This window comes from Kribbella sp. CA-294648, assembly GCF_050943845.1.
Lineage (GTDB): Bacteria > Actinomycetota > Actinomycetes > Propionibacteriales > Kribbellaceae > Kribbella.
Map to the genome: position 1 here is coordinate 5793235 of NZ_CP191981.1, position 17764 is coordinate 5810998.

Annotated in this window: 15 protein-coding genes; 1 reads left to right on the forward strand and 14 read right to left on the reverse strand. The window is 68.9% G+C overall.

Translation table 11 applies throughout. The annotated features are described in order from the left end of the window. Nucleotides 1–17: 17 nt before the first annotated feature. A complete protein-coding gene (locus tag ACQPYM_RS27375) occupies nt 18–1760 on the forward strand; it encodes an ABC transporter ATP-binding protein (protein ID WP_433005762.1) in 1743 nt (580 codons plus the stop codon). 142 nt (nt 1761–1902) lie between these two features. Here the strand turns inward: ACQPYM_RS27375 and ACQPYM_RS27380 are convergent, their stop codons facing one another. The 14 genes from ACQPYM_RS27380 to ACQPYM_RS27445 form a co-directional block, all read right to left on the reverse strand. Next, nucleotides 1903–3495: a phytoene desaturase family protein gene (locus ACQPYM_RS27380; RefSeq protein WP_433005765.1), complete on the reverse strand. Its 1593-nt coding sequence runs from the start codon at nt 3493–3495 to the stop codon at nt 1903–1905. 39 nt (nt 3496–3534) lie between these two features. Next, nucleotides 3535–4356, reverse strand: coding sequence for an HpcH/HpaI aldolase/citrate lyase family protein (locus ACQPYM_RS27385; protein WP_433005768.1), 822 nt, complete (start codon nt 4354–4356; stop codon nt 3535–3537). Further along, nucleotides 4357–5544, reverse strand: a complete 1188-nt coding sequence (locus ACQPYM_RS27390; protein ID WP_433005771.1) for a CaiB/BaiF CoA transferase family protein — start codon at nt 5542–5544, stop codon at nt 4357–4359. A 28-nt stretch (nt 5545–5572) separates the two neighbouring features. Continuing rightward, nucleotides 5573–7564, reverse strand: a complete 1992-nt coding sequence (locus ACQPYM_RS27395) for an SUMF1/EgtB/PvdO family nonheme iron enzyme (RefSeq protein WP_433005774.1) — start codon at nt 7562–7564, stop codon at nt 5573–5575. After that, entirely contained in the window at nt 7561–8445 is an 885-nt protein-coding gene (locus ACQPYM_RS27400) for a ribokinase (protein ID WP_433005777.1), read from the reverse strand. Before ACQPYM_RS27400 ends, ACQPYM_RS27395 begins: the two co-directional genes overlap by 4 nt. Continuing rightward, nucleotides 8438–9838: an ADP-ribosylglycohydrolase family protein gene (locus tag ACQPYM_RS27405; protein ID WP_433005780.1), complete on the reverse strand. Its 1401-nt coding sequence runs from the start codon at nt 9836–9838 to the stop codon at nt 8438–8440. Before ACQPYM_RS27405 ends, ACQPYM_RS27400 begins: the two co-directional genes overlap by 8 nt. Beyond that, nucleotides 9835–10971, reverse strand: coding sequence for an ADP-ribosylglycohydrolase family protein (locus ACQPYM_RS27410; RefSeq protein WP_433005783.1), 1137 nt, complete (start codon nt 10969–10971; stop codon nt 9835–9837). Before ACQPYM_RS27410 ends, ACQPYM_RS27405 begins: the two co-directional genes overlap by 4 nt. Then, nucleotides 10971–12251 carry an ABC transporter substrate-binding protein gene (locus ACQPYM_RS27415; RefSeq protein ID WP_433005786.1) on the reverse strand — a complete coding sequence of 427 codons (1281 nt, stop codon included), beginning with the start codon at nt 12249–12251 and terminating at the stop codon, nt 10971–10973. Before ACQPYM_RS27415 ends, ACQPYM_RS27410 begins: the two co-directional genes overlap by 1 nt. Nucleotides 12252–12317: 66 nt before the next feature. Next, entirely contained in the window at nt 12318–13166 is an 849-nt protein-coding gene (locus ACQPYM_RS27420) for a carbohydrate ABC transporter permease (RefSeq protein WP_433005789.1), read from the reverse strand. Next, on the reverse strand, nt 13163–14086 hold the full coding sequence (locus tag ACQPYM_RS27425) for a carbohydrate ABC transporter permease (RefSeq protein WP_433005792.1): 924 nt from the start codon (nt 14084–14086) through the stop codon (nt 13163–13165). The genes ACQPYM_RS27420 and ACQPYM_RS27425 overlap by 4 nt, the downstream gene beginning before the upstream one ends. Then, nucleotides 14083–15099 carry a LacI family DNA-binding transcriptional regulator gene (locus tag ACQPYM_RS27430; RefSeq protein ID WP_433005795.1) on the reverse strand — a complete coding sequence of 339 codons (1017 nt, stop codon included), beginning with the start codon at nt 15097–15099 and terminating at the stop codon, nt 14083–14085. Before ACQPYM_RS27430 ends, ACQPYM_RS27425 begins: the two co-directional genes overlap by 4 nt. A 107-nt stretch (nt 15100–15206) precedes the next feature. Beyond that, nucleotides 15207–16289, reverse strand: coding sequence for a potassium channel family protein (locus tag ACQPYM_RS27435; protein WP_433023395.1), 1083 nt, complete (start codon nt 16287–16289; stop codon nt 15207–15209). Further along, entirely contained in the window at nt 16255–17241 is a 987-nt protein-coding gene (locus ACQPYM_RS27440) for a GNAT family N-acetyltransferase (protein WP_433005798.1), read from the reverse strand. Before ACQPYM_RS27440 ends, ACQPYM_RS27435 begins: the two co-directional genes overlap by 35 nt. A gap of 123 nt (nt 17242–17364) precedes the next feature. Continuing rightward, complete coding sequence (locus tag ACQPYM_RS27445; RefSeq protein WP_433005801.1) at nt 17365–17757, reverse strand: hypothetical protein; 393 nt, start codon at nt 17755–17757, stop codon at nt 17365–17367. Between the last annotated feature and the right edge of the window lie 7 nt (nt 17758–17764).

Consider the following 17764-nt stretch of genomic DNA (forward strand, 5'->3'; position numbering starts at 1 on the left):
ACCCTGGGGAGGACCGCATGACCGGCCGCTGGCAGAACCTGAGAATGTTGTGGACCTTCGTCCGCCCGCACCGGCGGACGCTCGCGCTCGGTCTGCTGCTCGGACTCGGCACGACCGGCGCCTCGCTGGCGACCCCGCTGGTGACCAAGTCGGTGCTCGACGGGCTCGCGTCGTCGGCGTCGATCGCGCCCGCGGTGGTCCTGCTGGTCGTGTTGCTGGTCGCCGGTTCGGCGCTGGGCCTGATCCAGTGGATCATCCTCGGGCGGATGGGCGAGCGCGTCGTCCTGGAGGCCCGGAGCTCGATGGTGCGCCGGCTGTTCCGGGTCCGCATCGGTGAGCTGGCGACCCGCTCCCCCGGTGAGCTCGTCACCCGCGTCACCTCCGACACCGTCCTGCTGCGCGAGGCCGCCGCCTCCAGCATCGTCGAACTGGTGAACAGCGTGATCGGCCTGGCCGGTGCGCTGATCCTGATGGCGACCCTCGACGGAGTACTGCTGGCAACCACCCTCGGCGCGCTGGTCGTCGTCGGGGTGATCGTGGGTCTCCTGATGCCACCGATGGCCCGGGCTCAGGAGCAGGCGCAGGGTGCGGTCGGCCGGCTGGGCGGAGTACTGGAGGGTGCGCTGCGCGCGATCCGGACGGTGAAGGCGAGTCGTGCGGAGCACCGCGAGAGCGAGCGGGTGATCGTCGAGGCGACCGAGTCGGCTAGGCAGAGCATTCGCGCGGTCCGGTTCCAGGCCGTGGCGTTCACGGTCGCGGGCTTCGGAGTCGGGCTGGCGATCATGCTGATCCTCGGCCTCGGCGCGTACCGGGTCAGCGAGGGGTTGCTGACCGTCTCGGCCCTGGTCGCCTTCCTGCTCTACGCGTTCCAGTTGATGGAGCCGGTGTCGAGTCTCGCGACCACGGTCGGCGGACTGCAGGCCGGCATCGCCGCGGCAGCCCGCATCCGGGAGGTCGACGCGTTGGAGTTGGAGCCCACTGACGACAGCCCCGTACTACGAAAGTCCACCGCCTCGCTCAGCGACTCGGCCTTGGTGTTCGACAACGTCACGGCCCGCTACGCACCGGGCGCGGCGCCCGCGATCCAGGACGTGAGCGTGGAGATCCCCCGTATCGGTCACACCGCGATCGTCGGCCCGTCGGGTGCCGGCAAGACGACGATCTTCTCGCTCCTGCTGCGTTTCCTGAACCCTGACAGCGGCCGGCTGATCCTCGACGGCGTACCGCTGCAGGACTGGTCGCTGGAGGATCTCCGCCGGAGAGTCGTGTACGTCGAACAGGACACCCCGCTGGTGCCCGGAACACTTCGGGAGAACCTGCTCTACACGCACGAGGAAGCCGGCGAGGAATCCGTTTGGGAAGCGCTCCGGGCGGTTCGGCTCGACGAGCGGGTGCGGGAACTCCCCGACGGGCTGGACACAGTGCTGTCGACCGCGGTGATCTCCGGTGGTGAGCGGCAACGGATCGCGCTCGCCCGCGCACTGGTCGGCGATCCCGAGATCCTGCTGCTGGACGAGGCGACGGCTCAGCTCGACGGGCTGACGGAGGCCGCGGTCCATGAGGTGATCGCGCGCATCGCCCGCACGGGCGCAGTACTGACGATCGCGCATCGGCTGTCGACGGTCATCGACGCTGACCAGATCATCGTGCTGGAAGCCGGTTCGGTCCGGGCGCGCGGCACGCACCAGGAGCTACTCGCCACCGACAGCCTGTACCAGTCCCTGGTCGCAGCTCTCCGCATAGCCCCGCAACCCGCCTAGCAGCCGGACGGGCCGGACCGCCCCCACTCACTAACCTCCCGTTTCCAGCCGGGAGCATGCCCGCGCAGGCGTAGCCCGGTTCGATCAGCTGAGGTTTGTGAGTGGGGGCGGTCCGCCCGCACTCCTGGTAGCACAGGCGGGGTCAGCGTTGGAGGTGGCGGAGGGCTGCTGTGGTGGGGATGCGGGTCAGGGGGCCGAGGAGGGAGGCGTCGCGGAGGGCGGCTCGGGCGGCGAGGTGGCCGCAGGCTCCGTGGACGCCGGGGCCGGGGTGGATCGCGGAGCTGCCCAGGTACAACCCCGAGACGACGGTCCGTGGGCTGCCGAGGCCGATCGTCGGGCGGAAGATGAGTTGCTGGTGAAGCTGGGTGGTGCCACCGCCAAGTGCTCCCATCCCGAGCGAGGCGTTCGCTTGGACGAAGTCGCTCGGGCGCTGGAGATCACGGTCGACGACCAACTCCGGGAAGCCCGGGGCGTACCGCGCTATGGCGCGATCCATCCGGTAGGCCAGCTTCTCAGCCGAGGCGTCGTCGACGACACCGCGGGGCAGGTGCGCATAGGCCCAGACCACTTCGGTACCGTCCGGCGAGCGGGAGGAGTCGGCCTTGCTCGGCTGGCCGATCAGCAAGAACGGTGCTGTGGGCAACCGTCCGGTGTCCAGGTCGGCACCGACGTGGACCAGCTCGTCCGCAGTACCGCCGAGGTGGACCACAGCGGCGGCGCGGGCCTCCGCGGCTCGCCAAGGGATCGGGCTGCTCAGCCGGTAGTTGAGTTTGACCGTCGGGTAGTCCCATTCGAAGTTCTCGAGATCGCGACGGAGCCCGGCCGGAACGCTTGCTGGCGGCAACAGTTCGCCGTACAAATTCTGTGCGGAGACGTCGGCGATCACGGCTCGGCGGACGCGGACCGTTTCGCCGGACGCGGTCCGTACTGCGGTCACCTTGCCGGCGGCAACGTCAATCGCGGAGATCGGCGTACCGGTGGTCAGCACCGCGCCGGCGTGCTCGGCCCGACGCACGAGGGCTGACGAGAGAGCGCTCGAACCGCCTTCTGCTACAGGGAATCCGACGTCCTGGGCGAGCATCGCCAACAGCCAGCCCATCGTCCCGCTGACACTGCCACTGAGCGGGGCGTCGGCGTGAAAGGCGTTGCCAGCCAGAAGTGCCCGACCACGCTCACCTTCGAAGAGCTCCTTCCCCATCCGGTGCATCGGCATCGCCATGAACCGCGCGAACCTGGCCAACTCCCCCGCCGACCCGAGCTTGCGGGCGAGCCGCAGCCCTGGGACGACCGGCGGCCAGGACGTCAGCAACGACTCCAGGAAAGGCGCGCGGATCTTGACGTAGTCCTGGTAGAGCCGCAGCCAGGTGTCGCCGTCTTTCGGATGATCGCGCCCGATCGAGGCCGCCGTGTCGGTCGGGTCCGGATGGATCGCGGCCGCATCCTCGTCGCCGGGATCGAGCAGATGCGCCAACGCGAGTGGCGCGTGGGCCCAGCGGAGGCCGAACTGCTCCAGCTCCAGCGCGCGCAGTACCGGCGAGGCGACCCCGAGCGGGTAGTTGGAGCTGAACCGGTCGCTGGTCCAGCCGTCGACGGTCGTGGACCGCACCGCGCCGCCCAGTTCGTCGGCGGCTTCGAGCACCAGCACGTCCCAGCCCGCGTCGGCGAGCGCGATCGCACTCGCCAGCCCGTTCGGCCCGGATCCGATCACCACAGCATCGACCACACGCGGCAGCATGCTCTCGACCTTAGCCGCTCAGCCCCGCCCACCCGAGTTTCAGAGGTCGATCTTCGCCATCAGTTCGACGATTTCGCGAGCGCGGCCGAGCATGGCGGGATCGACCATCCGGCCGTCGGGGAGGACGATGACGCCGCCGTCGGCCAGGCCGGCCTTCTCTACCGCCGCCAGCAGGGCCGCGGCGTCAGCCACCTGAGTCGCCGACGGGGTGAATGCTTCGACGATGACCGGCAGCTGCCGCGGATGGATCGCCGTCCGGCCGACGAAGCCCAGCGCGCGACCTTCGAGGCTGGTCCGTCGCAGGCCTTCCTCGTCGCTCACGTGCGGGTAGACCGACATCATCGGCGCGCCCAGCCCGGCGGCCCGCGAGGCCGAAACCAACCGGCCGCGAGCCCACGCGAGTCCCCCCGGCCCGTCGACGCCCAGCGAACTCGATAGATCTGCCTCACCCAAAGCCACGGCAACAACCCTCGGGTCCGCGGTCGCGATCTCGAACGCCCGCTCCAACCCCAGCGGCGACTCGATCAACGCGGTGATCCTTGCCGAAGGCACCTGATCGAGCACCTGCCGGATGTCGTCCGCACTCTCCACCTTCGGCAGTCGCACCCGGGCACCCGGCACCGCCGCCACTGCCGCCAGGTCATCCTCGATCCACGGCGTCCCCGGCGCATTCACCCGTACCTCGACCGGCGTCCGGCCGGTGAACGCGGCGATCCACGCGATCGCCCAGCCGCGCGCATCGGCCTTGTCATCGACCGGTACGGCGTCCTCGAGGTCGAACACCACCAGGTCGGGGCCGGCGGCAACAGCTTTCCCGAACCGGTCCGGCCGGTTGGCCGGTACATAGAGGGCGGTGAGCACCTAGACGACTCCAGCTTCACGCAATGCGGCAAGTTGCTCGGGGGACACGCCGATCTCGGCCAGTACCGCGTCGGTGTCGGCTCCGTGCGGCCGGCCCGCCCAGCGGATGGACCCGGGCGATTCCGACAGCCGGAACAGCACGTTCTGCATCTGGACCGGCCCGCCGAGCTCCTCGTCGTCCACCTCGACGATCGTGTTCAGCGCGGCGTACTGCGGATCCGTCATGATGCCGCGGATGTCGTGCACCGGCCCGACCGCGGCCTCGGCCTTCTCGAAGGCGAGCATGACCTCGTCCAGGGAGCGCTCAGCGATCCAGCTGCCAACCGCCTCGTCCAGCTCGTCGGCGTGCTCGGCCCGCTCGCGGCCGCTGCCGAACCAAGGCTGCGCGACCAGATCGGGTCGGCCGACCAGCGTGACGACGCGCTCGGCAATACTCTGCGAACTGGTCGACACGGCCACCCAGCGTCCGTCGGCGGTCCGGTAGACGTTGCGGGGCGCGTTGTTCGACGAGCGGTTGCCGAGTCGCGGCTGCACATACCCGGTCTGCTGGTACGCCGTGATCTGTCCACCGAGCATCATCAGGATCGGCTCGATGATCGCCATGTCGATCACCTGCCCGGCACCGGACTGATCACGCTCTCTCAACGCGACCAGTACGGCGTACGCGGTGGCGAGCGCGGTGATCCCATCAGCGAGACCGAAGGGCGGCAGCGTCGGCGGTCCGTCCGGCTCACCGGTCACCGCGGCGAAGCCACTCATTGCCTCCGCCAACGAACCGAACCCCGGCCGGCGCGACCACGGCCCGACCTGGCCGAACGCGGTGACGCGCGCGATCACCAGCCGCGGGTTCGCTTCGAGTAGCACCTCCGGCCCGAGCCCCCAGCGCTCCAGCGTGCCCGGGCGGAAGTTCTCCACCAGGACGTCGTTCGCGCGCACCAGGTCGAGGAACACCTCCCGGCCCTGGGACAGGTCGAGCGTCGCCAGCCGCTTGTTCCGGCCGAGCGTCTTGAACCACAGCCCGACACCGTTCTTGCTGGTGCCGTGCCCCCGCGCGGCGTCCGGCCGCGACGGGTGCTCGATCTTGGTCACGTCCGCGCCGAAGTCGCCGAGGAACGTCGCCGCGAGCGGTCCCGCGAACAGCGTCGCCGCCTCCAGCACCTTCACGCCTTCGAGTGGCGCCGCCCTCATCCTGTCCTGCCTTTCAGAACCGCAAAGCTCATCCCGCGCACCGGAAACCGATGGTCTCCGAGCGATCCAGGCCGCCACCGGTGAGCACCAGCTTGAAGCTGACCTCGGGCTCCTGCGGCCCGCCGTCGGCGTACCAGTCGGAGCCCTCGGCAACGAAGTACGAGCCGCCCTTGAGGATGCAGAACCGGCTGCGTCCGTCGCGGTGCTCGCTCTCGGTCAGGTTCCAGACCAGCGGCTCGCCGCGGGTGAATCCGGGCTGCCCCGCAGCCACCTGCCACTCGTCCTCGGTCGGCAGCCGGCCACCGCGCCAGGCCGCATAGGCCCGGGCGTCCGGCAGGTCGACGTACGTCACTGGTTGGTCCTCAGTGCCGCTCGCCGGAGCGCCGTCGATCCAGTTCGCGAGGAACCTGTTCGCCACCTTCGGCTGGTAGCCGGTGGCCTTCAGGAACTCCGCGTACTCCGCGTTGGTCACCTCACGGATCGCCACCGAGACCCCTGGCAGCGTGACCTCGCGGGTCAGCGTCTGGATGTCGTGCAGACGCGGAGGCAACGGCTTCCACTCCTCCACGTACGGCGCCTGGTCGTACAGCCCCGTCTCGCGCCGACGGTGCCGAACCGTCAAGGACCGCTCTCCCGCCGGTACGGCGACCGTCTCGCCGATCGTTGCCTGCCCGGAAACCTCCGGCACCGCGATCCGGACAGCCGGTGAAGCCGGGAACGCCGAGTCCTTGACGTGCGGGCGCGACATCGTTCCCAGCTTCCGCGCGGTCGCCCTGCAGGTCTGCCCGGCGGTCGCACCGACCCGGACGATGCCGGCGACGCCACGGCCCGGCACGACCAGGTGCACGCCGTCGTCATCCGCGGTGACCGGCACGCCGGACGTCACGTCGTACCAGTCGCCGACCTGGTCCTCGGAGCGCAGTACGACGCCCTCGAAGTCCTCCTCGTCGCGGTTGATCAGCGTCCAGAACGTGACGTCGGCCAGCTCGAACCGCGAGCCGAAGACGCCGTGCTCGCGCGCCTTGTCCGGGATCTCCGGCGTCAGCGGGATCCAGTCGCCACCGATCAGGATGGGTGCGAAGGCTCGCTGCGCCGCGACCATCCGGCGCAGCGTCGCCCGGTCCCGCGCGTTCCAGCCGACCCAGGCCGAGAACACCGACTCCCAGACCAGGATGCCGACGCCGTTCACCCAGGCCGACTGCAGCTCGTCGCTGTGGTCGCGGTTCCACCGGCGGGTGTGGTGCATCATGTGCCGGCGCTCGAACAGGTGCGCCCGCAGTACGCCGGGCGCCCGGGTGTCGGCGAACCACTGCGCCCAGGACAGCGCGTGGTCGCTGATCCTTGCCAACGGCAACCGTGACTCGCCTTCCAGGGCGAGCGCCGGATTGGCCCGGCGCAGCGGCCGGGTGAACGCCGGGTCCGCCTCCTTCAGCGTGTCGAGGAAGACCCCGTCGACGGCGTAGTCGGCAATCAGGGCAGCGAATTCGTCCCCGTCCGGCCGGCCGGCCCGACGGGTGCCGACGTCCCACGGGTTGTAGTCGAAGAACACCTTCAGCCCGAGGTCGTGGAGCTCGGCAACCAGTTCCTTCAGCCCGGGCACGTCCCGGTAGAAGTCGAACTGGTTGCGCGAGTCGATCCCGATCACCGGATAGGCGTGCCACAGCACCACCGCGTCGTACCCGCCGAAGTCGTCGATCCCGTGCTGGACGAACTTCGCCGGGGTGAAGACGCCGGCGTCGACGTCGTACAGCTGGTCGTCCCACAGCCAGACCAGCGCCACCGAGTACGCCGTCTGGGTCCACTCGCGCCCGGGCACCTCGTAGTGCGAGCCGCCGTCGTACGCCGTCCGGTCGTAGGCGCCCATCAGCCACTCGGCCAGCTTGCCGCGCCAGCGCGGAAGGTCGGTCGGGTCGTCCGGGGCGCCGAGGATCTTGGCGTCGTCGAGGGCGGCCAGATCGGCCCGCAGGCCGAGATCGACCTTCGCGGGCTGGTCGATCCGCCGGGGCTCGAGGGGGTTCACAGGTATACCTCCGCAAGGCGCGCGTCGATGACATCCCCGTGCGGCACCGAGGGGATCGCCCCCGCGGTTTTAACGCTCAATGAAGCAGCTACGTTAGCGCGTCGGACCGCATTCGTCAGGTCGCGGGCAGTAGTTGATCCGGCAGCGAGCGTCGCGGCGAGGACTCCGCAGAAGGTGTCGCCCGCGGCGGTGGTGTCGACCACCTCCACCGACACGCCCGGGATCCGGATTTCCGCGGCATCCCGGGAAAGAATCAGCGCGCCCTCGGCGCCCAGCGTCACCACCGCGGCGGGCACCCGGTCGAGCAGCGCCGCGAACTCGGAGCCGGCCACCGCCTCGGCCTCCGTCTCGTTGACCACCAGCAGGTCGACGTGGGCGAGCAGTTCGTCGGAGAGCTCGGCGGCCGGGGCGGCGTTGAGGATGAAGTACGCGCTCGCCTCGGCCGCGGCCTGGACGGTGCCGAACGGGATCTCGAGCTGGGCGAGCACGACCTTCGCCTGGCCGACCGCTTCGAGCGCCTCGGCGGAGAGCTTCAGATCCGCGTTGGCGGAGGGAGCGACGACGATCGAGTTCTCCCCGTCGGCGGCGACCGTGATGATCGCAGTACCGGTCGGGCTGGTCGAGGTCGAAACGAGCGAGTGGTCTACTCCGGACTCGCCGAGGACCTCTCGCAGCATTGCGCCACCGTCGTCCGCGCCGAGGGAGGCGATGAAGGTGGTCGAGGCGCCGGCCCGGGCCGCCGCGACGGCCTGGTTGGCGCCCTTGCCGCCGGGGCCGCGGGTGAGTCCGCTCGCCAGCAGCGTCTCGCCGGGTCGAGGGATCCGCGGGACCGCCAGCACCAGGTCCACGTTCGCGCTCCCCACGACTACGACCTCAGCCACGCGTTGCCCCCTCAACCGTCGTTGCCCTCTCAATCTCCGCGGGAGGCGTCGGTGTTACGCCCCGGGCGGTGATCGTGCGTGTCGCCAGCTCGTCGATCGCCACCTGGTTCATCCCCGGCAGGCTCGTCGCCAGCCGGTTGTCCAGTGGTCCGGCCCACTCTGCCGGAACCCCGTACGCCGCGCCAAGCACGGCACCCACCGTGGCGCCGGCCGAGTCGGTGTCCCAGCCGCCCATCACCGCGCGGCCGATCCCGGTGGTGAAGTCCGGCGCCGTCAACGCGTACGCGATGAGTGCCGAGTTGTTCACCGAGTGCACCCAATGTAGATGCCCGTACTGCGCGTGCAACGCGTCGAGAGCGTCATCCAACGGCACCTCGGCCAGCGCCAGCCCGAACCGCACCGCCTTGGCCAGCGCGCCCTCGGGGTTGATCGCCTCCAGCCCGGCCTCTGCGATCGCGACCGGGTCGTCGAGCACCATCGCGGCAGCCGACATCGCGGCGACCCAGATCGCGCCGTCGACACCTGCTCCCGTGTGGCTGAGCCGAGCATCGGTCAGTGCGAGTCGGGCGGCAGCACTCCGGTCGCCGGGGTGCACCCAGCCGTACACATCGGTGCGGATCTGCGCCCCGATCCACTCCCGGAACGGATTGCGCACCAGCGCCGCCCGCAACGGATCCACCCCGTCGAGCAGATTCCGATAGGCAACCCGCTCAGCCGTGAACACCCGCCCGGCCGGCAAGTCACTCAACCAAGCCAACGCCACATCCTCGGTGGTCAGCCCGTCCCCATGCTTCTCCACCAACTGCAACGCCACAATCGCAAAATTCAGATCATCATCTTCAGGCATTCCATCAATAACCTCCCTGAGGCTGGTGGGCGCCGACCGCCTGTTCCAAGGCCACCGCCGAAGCACCTCGTCCGGCACCCCCACCGCCGACACATACCGCTGAAGCGGCCACTGCCCAGAACTCTGCAAAATCTCCCGAATCCCCTCCCGAGGAATCTTCTCCACGGGCTTCCCCAGCAGACACCCAGCAGCCCGCCCCAACCAAGCTCCCAGCACGCGCTCGTTGCCCGGCGCGCGCTGCGCGGCGCCCTCGCCGTCCCCGTCCGCTGCGGCGCGCGCGCTCTGCGCGCCGAGCAGCGGGAGCTGCGGGATCGCTGGCGCGATCCACTCGACAGCGCGGCGGTCCAACTCGTCCAGAAGTTCGCGGGCGAGAGACCGCAGTGCCGACGGAGCCGGTTTGTCGGAGGCACCTGAGGCGGGGGCGTGCGTAGTACCGCCTGCTTCTTGCCAGCGTTGGGTGATGTCTGCGACGTCGACGCCTTCGGAGGTGGATTGGACCAATTGGTGTGGGAGCAGGTCCTCCGGTTGCACCCAGGTCATTCTCATCGCGTCAGTCTCTCCAACGTTGCACTGCGGTGCGCGAATCGCCGCGCGTCGGCTTCGTGCAAGTCCAGCGCGACCGACGCCATCACCCGCCCCGGCGCCTCCAGGTCCGTCTTGCTCGCCTCCGCGATCACCGTGGCCCACTCCCCCGGTACGCCGTCCGGGCCGCTCAGCGCACCCGTGATCGCCCCCGCCATCGAGGCGATCGAGTCCGCATCCCGCCCGTAGTTCGTGCCACCCAGCACCGCCTCCCGGACATTCCCACCCGACACCAGCACGAACCCCAACGCGACCGGCAACTCCTCGATCGATTTGGTCCGGCTCGGCCGGCGCGCGTCGAGCGACTGGTTCCGGTACTCCGGTCCGACCGTGTCGAAGGGCTCCACCGCCTTGCGCAGTACCGGGATCGCCGACTCCCAGTCGGTCAGCCCGTCAGCAGCCGCGGCCACCGCCTCGACCGCCGACCGCGTCCCGTCCTTCGCCAACTCCAGCGCCGCCGAGACGACCGACGAAGCCGTTGCCCCCGGCATCATCGCCGCCGCTACCGCCGCGGCGAACACCCCAGCGGCCTCCCGCCCATAGCTCGACTGATGTGCCCCGGCCAGGTCGATCGCCTCGGCATAGGCACCGGCGGGATCACCGGCATTGGCGATCCCGACCGGCGCCACGTACATCGCCGCACCACAGTTCACGATGTTCCCGACGCCCGCCTCGCGCGGATCGTTGTGCCCGTAGTGCAACCGCGCGACCAGCCACTTCTCGGCCAGGAAGACGCGCTGCAGCAGCAACGCCTCGGTCTCCAGCTCCGGGATCCAGCGCTTCTCGGTCAGCAGCTTCGGTACCAGCGACTCCGCGATCGCGTACGCGTCCAGGTGCGCGCGGCGTTCGTCGTACACCTCGACCAGCGCGTGCGTCATCAACGTGTCGTCGGTGATGTGCCCGTCGCCCTTGTGGTACGGCGCGATCGGGCGCGCGGTGCGCCAGTCGTCGTACCACGGACCGACGATGCCGGTCACCCAGCCGCCGTGCCGTTCCCGGATCGCCTCCGGGGTCCAGCCCTCGACGGCCCCGCCGATCGCGTCACCGACCGCGGAGCCGACCAGCGCCCCTACCGACCTCTGCTCCAGTGCCGACATCAGGAGTTGACCTGCCCCCAACCGTCGTTCAGCTTCTTGCCCAGGGTGGCCAGATCGATCTTGTCCGCCAGGAACTCCTGCAGTGCCGGGGTGGCGATCTGGTCCTTCCACTTCGGATAGTTCTCGACGCTCTGGAACGGCGCCTTGGTGAGCTCCTCGCCGCTGGCCAGCGTCTGGGTCCAGCCGTTCTTGCCGCCGGTCTGCTTCGCGATCACGTCCCGCGCCGCCTTCGTGGTCGGGATCAGCCAGTCACCCTGCCCGACCGCGGCCAGGTTCTCGGCTTTCATGTAGTAGTCGATGAACTGCGCGGCCTGCTTGATGTGCTTGCCCTCGGCCGGGACCGACAGCGTCTGCGGGTTCGCGGCCTGCTTCTCCGACGTACCCTTCAGCGGCGGCAGCACCTCCCACTGGAAGCCCTTCGGCGCCTGCTCGAGGATCTGCTGCGCGGCGTAGTTGCCGCCGACAACCATCGCGTACTTTCCGCCGAAGAAGCCCGGCAGTACGTCGGAGCCGCTCTGGGTCAGCGAGGTCGGGTCGATCGACTTGTCGGTGTAGGCCATCGCGTGGATCCGCTTCGGCACCTCCAGCTCGGCGTCGCCGATCTTCGCCTTGGCGTCGCGGCCGGTGCCCTCGAAGAACACCCCGTCGAAGTTCATCCCGAGGTTGAGCACGGTCGCGGTCGGGCTCTTCAGGCCCCAGCCGAGCCCGTACTTGCCACCCGCGGTGAGCTTCTTCGCGTTCGCCTGCAGGTCGTCCCAGCTGAGCGACTCGCCGGTAGTCGCGATGCCGGCTTGCTTGAGCGCAGCGGAGTTGCCGAACACGACGTACGACTGCAGCAGGGTCGGCGCGGCGAACACCTTGCCGTCCTTGGAGACCGTCTCCCACACACCCGGCGAGACGGCGTCCTTCGTCTCCTGACTCAGGTACTGCGACAGGTCGGCGAGGTACCCCTGGTTCGCGAACCCGGTGATGTCGGCCGACTCGTCCTGGATGACGTCGGGGGCCGTACCACCCTGGAACTGGGTGACGAGCTGGTCGTGCACGGAGTCCCAGCTGCCCTGCACGTACTCGACCTGGATGTTCGGGTTCGCCGCGTTCCAGTCCGCGACGATCTTCTTGGTCGCGGCGACGGTGCTCTTCTGGAAGGCGAGGCTCTGGAACTTCAGCGTCACCTTCTCGTTCGACCCGGTGTCACCGGAGCCGCTGTCGTCGTTGCCACCACAGGCCGCGAGCGTCACCAGAGCGCTCGCCGCGAGCAGCGCGGTCATTGCTTTCTTCATTGCATCTCCTGTCCCACACCACAACGTCTTTTTGTTTTTGTTCTTCTGCTTTTGTTCTTCGGTCTTTCAGCCTTTGACTGCGCCACTCAACAAGCCGGAAGTCAGCCGGCGTTGCAGGAAGGCGAAGAACACCAGGCTCGGCACGGTGGCCAGGACGGACGCGGCCGCGAGTGGCCCGAACTGGACCTGACCCTCGGCACCGACGAAGCGGGCCAGGACCAGCGGCAGCGTCTTCAGTTCAGGGTCCTGCAGCAGGACCAGGGCGAAGAAGAACTCGTTCCACGCCGAGATGAAGGTGAACATCGCGGTCGCGATCAGACCGGGCCGCAGCAACGGCATCACGATCGACACGATGGTGCGGAGCCGGCTCGCGCCGTCGACCGACGCGGCCTCCTCCAGCTCGCGTGGTACGGCGGCGACGTACCCCTGCAGCATCCACAGGGCGAACGGCATCGACCAGACCATGTAGACGATCACCACGCCGGGGATCGTGTTCGTCAGGTGCAACGGCCGCAGGATCATGAACAGCGGGATCACGATCAGGATCACCGGGAACACCTGGCTGACCAGGATCCAGCCGTTGGTGAGCGGCCGCAACCGGCTGCGGAACCGCGCCAGCGCGTAGGCCACCGGCAGCGAGACGACCAGCACCAGGATCGTCGAGGCGACCGAGATCTGCAGGCTGTTCCACATCGATCGGACCAGCCCCTGCTCTTCCAGCGCGTCGGTGAAGTTCGACAGGTTCGGGTGCTTGGGCAGGATCGACGGCGTCATGCTGGCGAACTCCTGCGGCGACTTCAGCGAGCTGGAGATCAGCCACAGCAAGGGGAACCCGAGGAACACCAGGTAACAGACCACGGCCACGTACTGCGCGGCGCGTGCCGCCGGACTCGTTCCCAGCCTGCGCCGCTTCATGCCTGGCTCCTCAACCGGTTCCGCAGGTAGAACGCGAGGAACACGATGATGATCACGACCATCACATCGCCCATCGCGGCCGCCATCCCGAAGTTGCCGTACCGGAACGCCTCGTTGTAGGCGAACAGCATCGGCAGCATCGTCTTGCCACCCGGGCCGCCCGCGGTCAGCACGTAGACCAGCCCGAACGAGTTGAAGTTCCAGATCATGTCCAGACTCGTGATCGCGACGATCACCGTCTTGAGCTGCGGCAGCGTGACGTTCCAGAACTGCGACCAGGCGCCGGCGCCGTCGACGGCGGCCGCCTCGTACAGGGACCGGTCGATGCTCTGCAGACCGGCCAGCAGGGTCACCGTCGTCATCGGCATGCCGACCCAGATCCCGACCACGATCACCGCCGGCAGCGCAGTACTGAAGTCGCCGAGGAAGTTGATCGGGTGGTCGGTCAGGTGCAGCTTCTGCAAGATCTCGTTGACCGGGCCGTTGGTCGGGTGCAGCAGCAGCCGCCACATGATCGCGACGACCACCGGCGGCATCGCCCACGGGATCAGCGCGAGGGTTCGCGCGACGCCGCGGAAGCGCAGGTTCGTGTTCAGCAGCAGGGCCAGGCCGAGCGCGGCGACGAACTGCAGGATGGTCACCGAGAGCGTCCAGATCAGGCCGATCCTGAACGAGTCCCAGAACAGGTCGTTCTGCAGCAGCTTGCCGAAGTTGCCGAACCCGATGAAGTTCGTGTCGACGTTGAGGCCGGCCCGGGCGTCGGTGAAGCCGAGCGCGATGCCGCGGACGAGCGGATAGACACTCAGCAGCAGAACGGGCAGCAAGGCGGGCAGGAACAGATAGATTGCCTCTCTGTTCTGCTTCGGCCGGGCCTTCTGCGGGTCCTTCTTCGGCGCCTCCGTCAGGGTCGCGGCACTCATGGCGTCGACCTCCGCACGCTCAGGGTCGGCTGAACGACGATCCGCCGCGGCGTCCGGGTGCTGTCCTCGATCCTTGCCAGCAGCAACTCGGCGGCGCGCCGTCCACGCTCGGCGGACCCGAGGTTCACACTCGTCAGCGGCGGAAACGACTGCTCGGCCAGCTCACTGTCGTCCATCCCGATCACCGCAACATCCGCCGGTACGGCGAGGTCGCGCGCCGCGAGCTCATGCATGATGCCCACGGCAAGCAAATCGTTGGCCGCGATCACCGCATCGGCCTTGCCGGTGGCACCCCCGTGGCCACCGGAAAGAGTCTCGAGCAGCTCGCGGCCGGCCTCGCGACCAGCAGCGAAGGTGAAGTCGACCGCCTCGACCTCCGCCACGGACTGGAGCTTGTTCTCTTTCATCGCATCAGCAAAACCCTTGGCCCGTGCGGCACCAGGAACGGTGTCGACAGGACCATTCACGAACGCGATCCGCTTGCGGCCTTTCGCCAGCAGATGCTCGACCGCGAGCCGCATCCCCTTCGGAGAGTTGGCCCGGACCGTGTCGACCCCCGCGGAAGCCGGCACATTACCGGCGACAACCACCGGTACGTCGCACTCGCGGATCGACTTGATCAGGTCGTCGTCCACTCGCAGCGGGCTGATCACCAGCCCGTCGGCGTACCCGCGCGCCAGCCCCCGTACCAGCGCGACCTCGTCGACGACATCGGGCCCGGTGGTGGTCACCACCAGCCGATACCCCGCGGCGGAGACAACCTCCTCCACCGCCCGCATCATCGTCACGTACACCGGGTTACCGACATCGGCCACCGCCAGCGTCAGCTGAAACGTCCGCCCCACCTTGAGCGACCGGGCCCGCGAGTCAGGCACGTACCCGAGCTCCTCGACAGCCCGCTGCACCCGCTCGACCATCTCTTCGGTCGCAGGCAGCCCGTTCAGCACACGCGACACCGAAGCCACCGAAACCCCGGCGACCCGAGCCACTCCCGCAACCGTCGGCCGACTCACGCAGCCTCCTGTAATCGTTCTTGTAATCGTTTACACACTCGACAGTAAGATGCCGCCCAGCCCGCCGTCAACACCTGATCCGGTGAGCTGGGCTGTGCGGAGTGTGGCTACTCGTCCTGGTCGTCGGCGCCTGGGCGCTCGGCCCAGGGGGTTTCCTTGGCGGGGCGGACGACGATGAGTTTGTCGCCGGCGGCGAGGACGGAGACCGAGGAGTCGTAGTACCGGTGGACCCGGCCGTCGCGGACGACGGAGACCACTCGGTCGGGGACCGAGGACGGTGCCTTGCCGACCTCGCGGCCGAGGACCGGGCGTTCGGCGACCTCGAGGCCTTCGCCGTACGTCAGCAGGTCCTCCATCACCTCGCCCAGGTTCGGGCTGACGGCGGAGAGGCCGAGCAGGCGGCCGACTGCTTCGGACGAGGTGACGACCGCGTCGGCGCCGCTCTGCCGGAGCAGGGGGACGTTGTCCTCTTCGCGGACCGCGACGACGATGTGCGCGTTCGGGTTGAGCTGCCGGACGGCCAGTGTGACGAGCACCGCCGAGTCGTCGCGGTCGGTGGTGACGATCACCTCGCGGGCGGTCATCACCTCCGCGCGGCGCAGTACGGTGCGGTTGGTGGCGTCGCCGTGGAAGGCGGCCATCTGGTCGTTGCCCGCGTCACCGATCGCCTGCGCCCGCGGGTCGATCACGACGATGTCCTCGCGCTTGACGCCGTTGCTGAGCAGGGTCTGTACCGCCGACCGGCCCTTGGTGCCGTAGCCGACTACCACCACGTGGTCCTTCATGCGCTTCCTCCATCGTGAGTCGCGCATGATGCGGCGACCTTCGTTCGCCAGGACTTCCAGGGTCGTGCCGACCAGCACCACCAGGAAGGAGATCCGCAGTGGTGTGACGATGAAGGCGTTCACCAGCCGGGCCGTCGGCGTCACCGGGGTGATGTCGCCGTAGCCGGTCGTGGTGAGCGTGACGGTCGCGTAGTAGATGCTGTCGATCAGTCCGACTTCGCCGTCGTAGGTGTCCTTGTAGCCGTCCCGGTCGACGACCACGATGAGCACCATCAGCGTCAGGAGTCCCAGCGCGATCAGCAGCCGCCGGGACAACTCCACCACCGGCGAGCGGGTGCTCGCAGGCAGGTTGACGAGAAGGCCGTGCGGGTTACGACCGGGCAGGGATGGCACGCGTCTGACGATAGGGCACTGACGGCCGATCCACCGCATGCGACAGGCTCTGATCGGACAGGGCGACCGTCACCATCAGGTGACTTGAGTCCTGCACCACCCTGGTCCGCATCCGTAGTCCCTCGACCGTCCGCAGCATCGCGGTGTTCTCCGGCTGGACCATGCAGACAACGCGATCGGCACCGAGCTCCCGGGCCTCCTGGATCACCCTGCGCAGCAACTGCGACCCCAGGCCGTGCCGCTGCCAGCCATCCTCGACCAGTACTGCGATCTCCATCGCCGCGCCGCCCAGCTCGTCCCAGGGAGCAGCAGTAGCCATCCCCACGACGGCCTCACCGGCTGTGGCGACGATGGAGACGCCACCGGCCGGCGCCGACAGGTGACGCGCAGTACGGGCGGTGAGCTTCGGCATGGGGACGTGGTAGCGCCTGGTGCGGCTCTCGTACGAGCACCGGTCGTGCATGGCAACTACTGCTTCAGCGTCCTCGACAGTGGCCTTGCGCAACTCCGGTACTGCGCTGCCAGGCCGCGGCGGCTCCTGTACCGGCGCAAGCTCCCGCCCGGCCAGGCGACCAGCGATCTCCACCAGTACGTCGGCCCGCGCCCACTCGGCCGCCGTGTACTCGTCAAACCCCTGCAGGCTCTCCAGCTCCTCGTCCACGGCCAGCGGGTCGTCGATCAGTCGCAGTACTGCGCGCAGGTAGCGGGTCGGCCCGTCGTGGAGTACGTCAGCCTGGCACGGGCGGACCGTAGTACGGGTGCAGCCGGCTTCGGCGACCAGCGCGGTGAGGTCCTCCGCGGTCCAGCCGACGCCGGTGGAGACCACGAGCTCGTCGACAGCGCCGGACTCGGAGGTGAAGACCTCCAGGCTCAGAATGTTGATCTCGTCCGCACCACAGCGTGCGGCGAGCTCGGCCAGCGCACCCGGCCGGTCGGCGAGTTCGGTCCTGATCTTCCAGAGCATGGGTGGCCCTCCCTCGTGGAAACGTGCTTCCACTGTGCGTGGGAGGTGTTGCCACGCCGGGTCGCGAGTGTTACGTCGAGGTCAAACCCGCTGCTCAGGCCCCGCGCGACCGGCTAGTCCGGTCTACTTGCGGCGCCGTACCCGCGGCAGCCGCTCTGTGAGCTTGGTCTTGTTGGCCGAGAGCACGAGCGCGCTCTCCCGGCGATCCAGGTCGGCGTGCCGCAGCAGCTCGGGGTAGGTCGACTGCGCCACCGGCGGGTAGGTGGTGACGATCGCATCGCCACTGAAGACGAAGAAGACCGCCTGCCCGTCCTTGATCACCTTGAGCAGAGACCCGTCCCGCACGGTCAGCGCGTGCTCGATCGCCTTCTTCCGCGCGTTCCGCTTCGCCAGCGCCGCCTGCAGAGCCTGCTGCGCCGGTTCCCGCCCATGCTTGACCGCCTCGAACGCCATAGGCCCGTACCGGACCCCATACTTCACCACGTTCTTAGCCAACGACCCGCGTCCACCCGCCATACCCCCG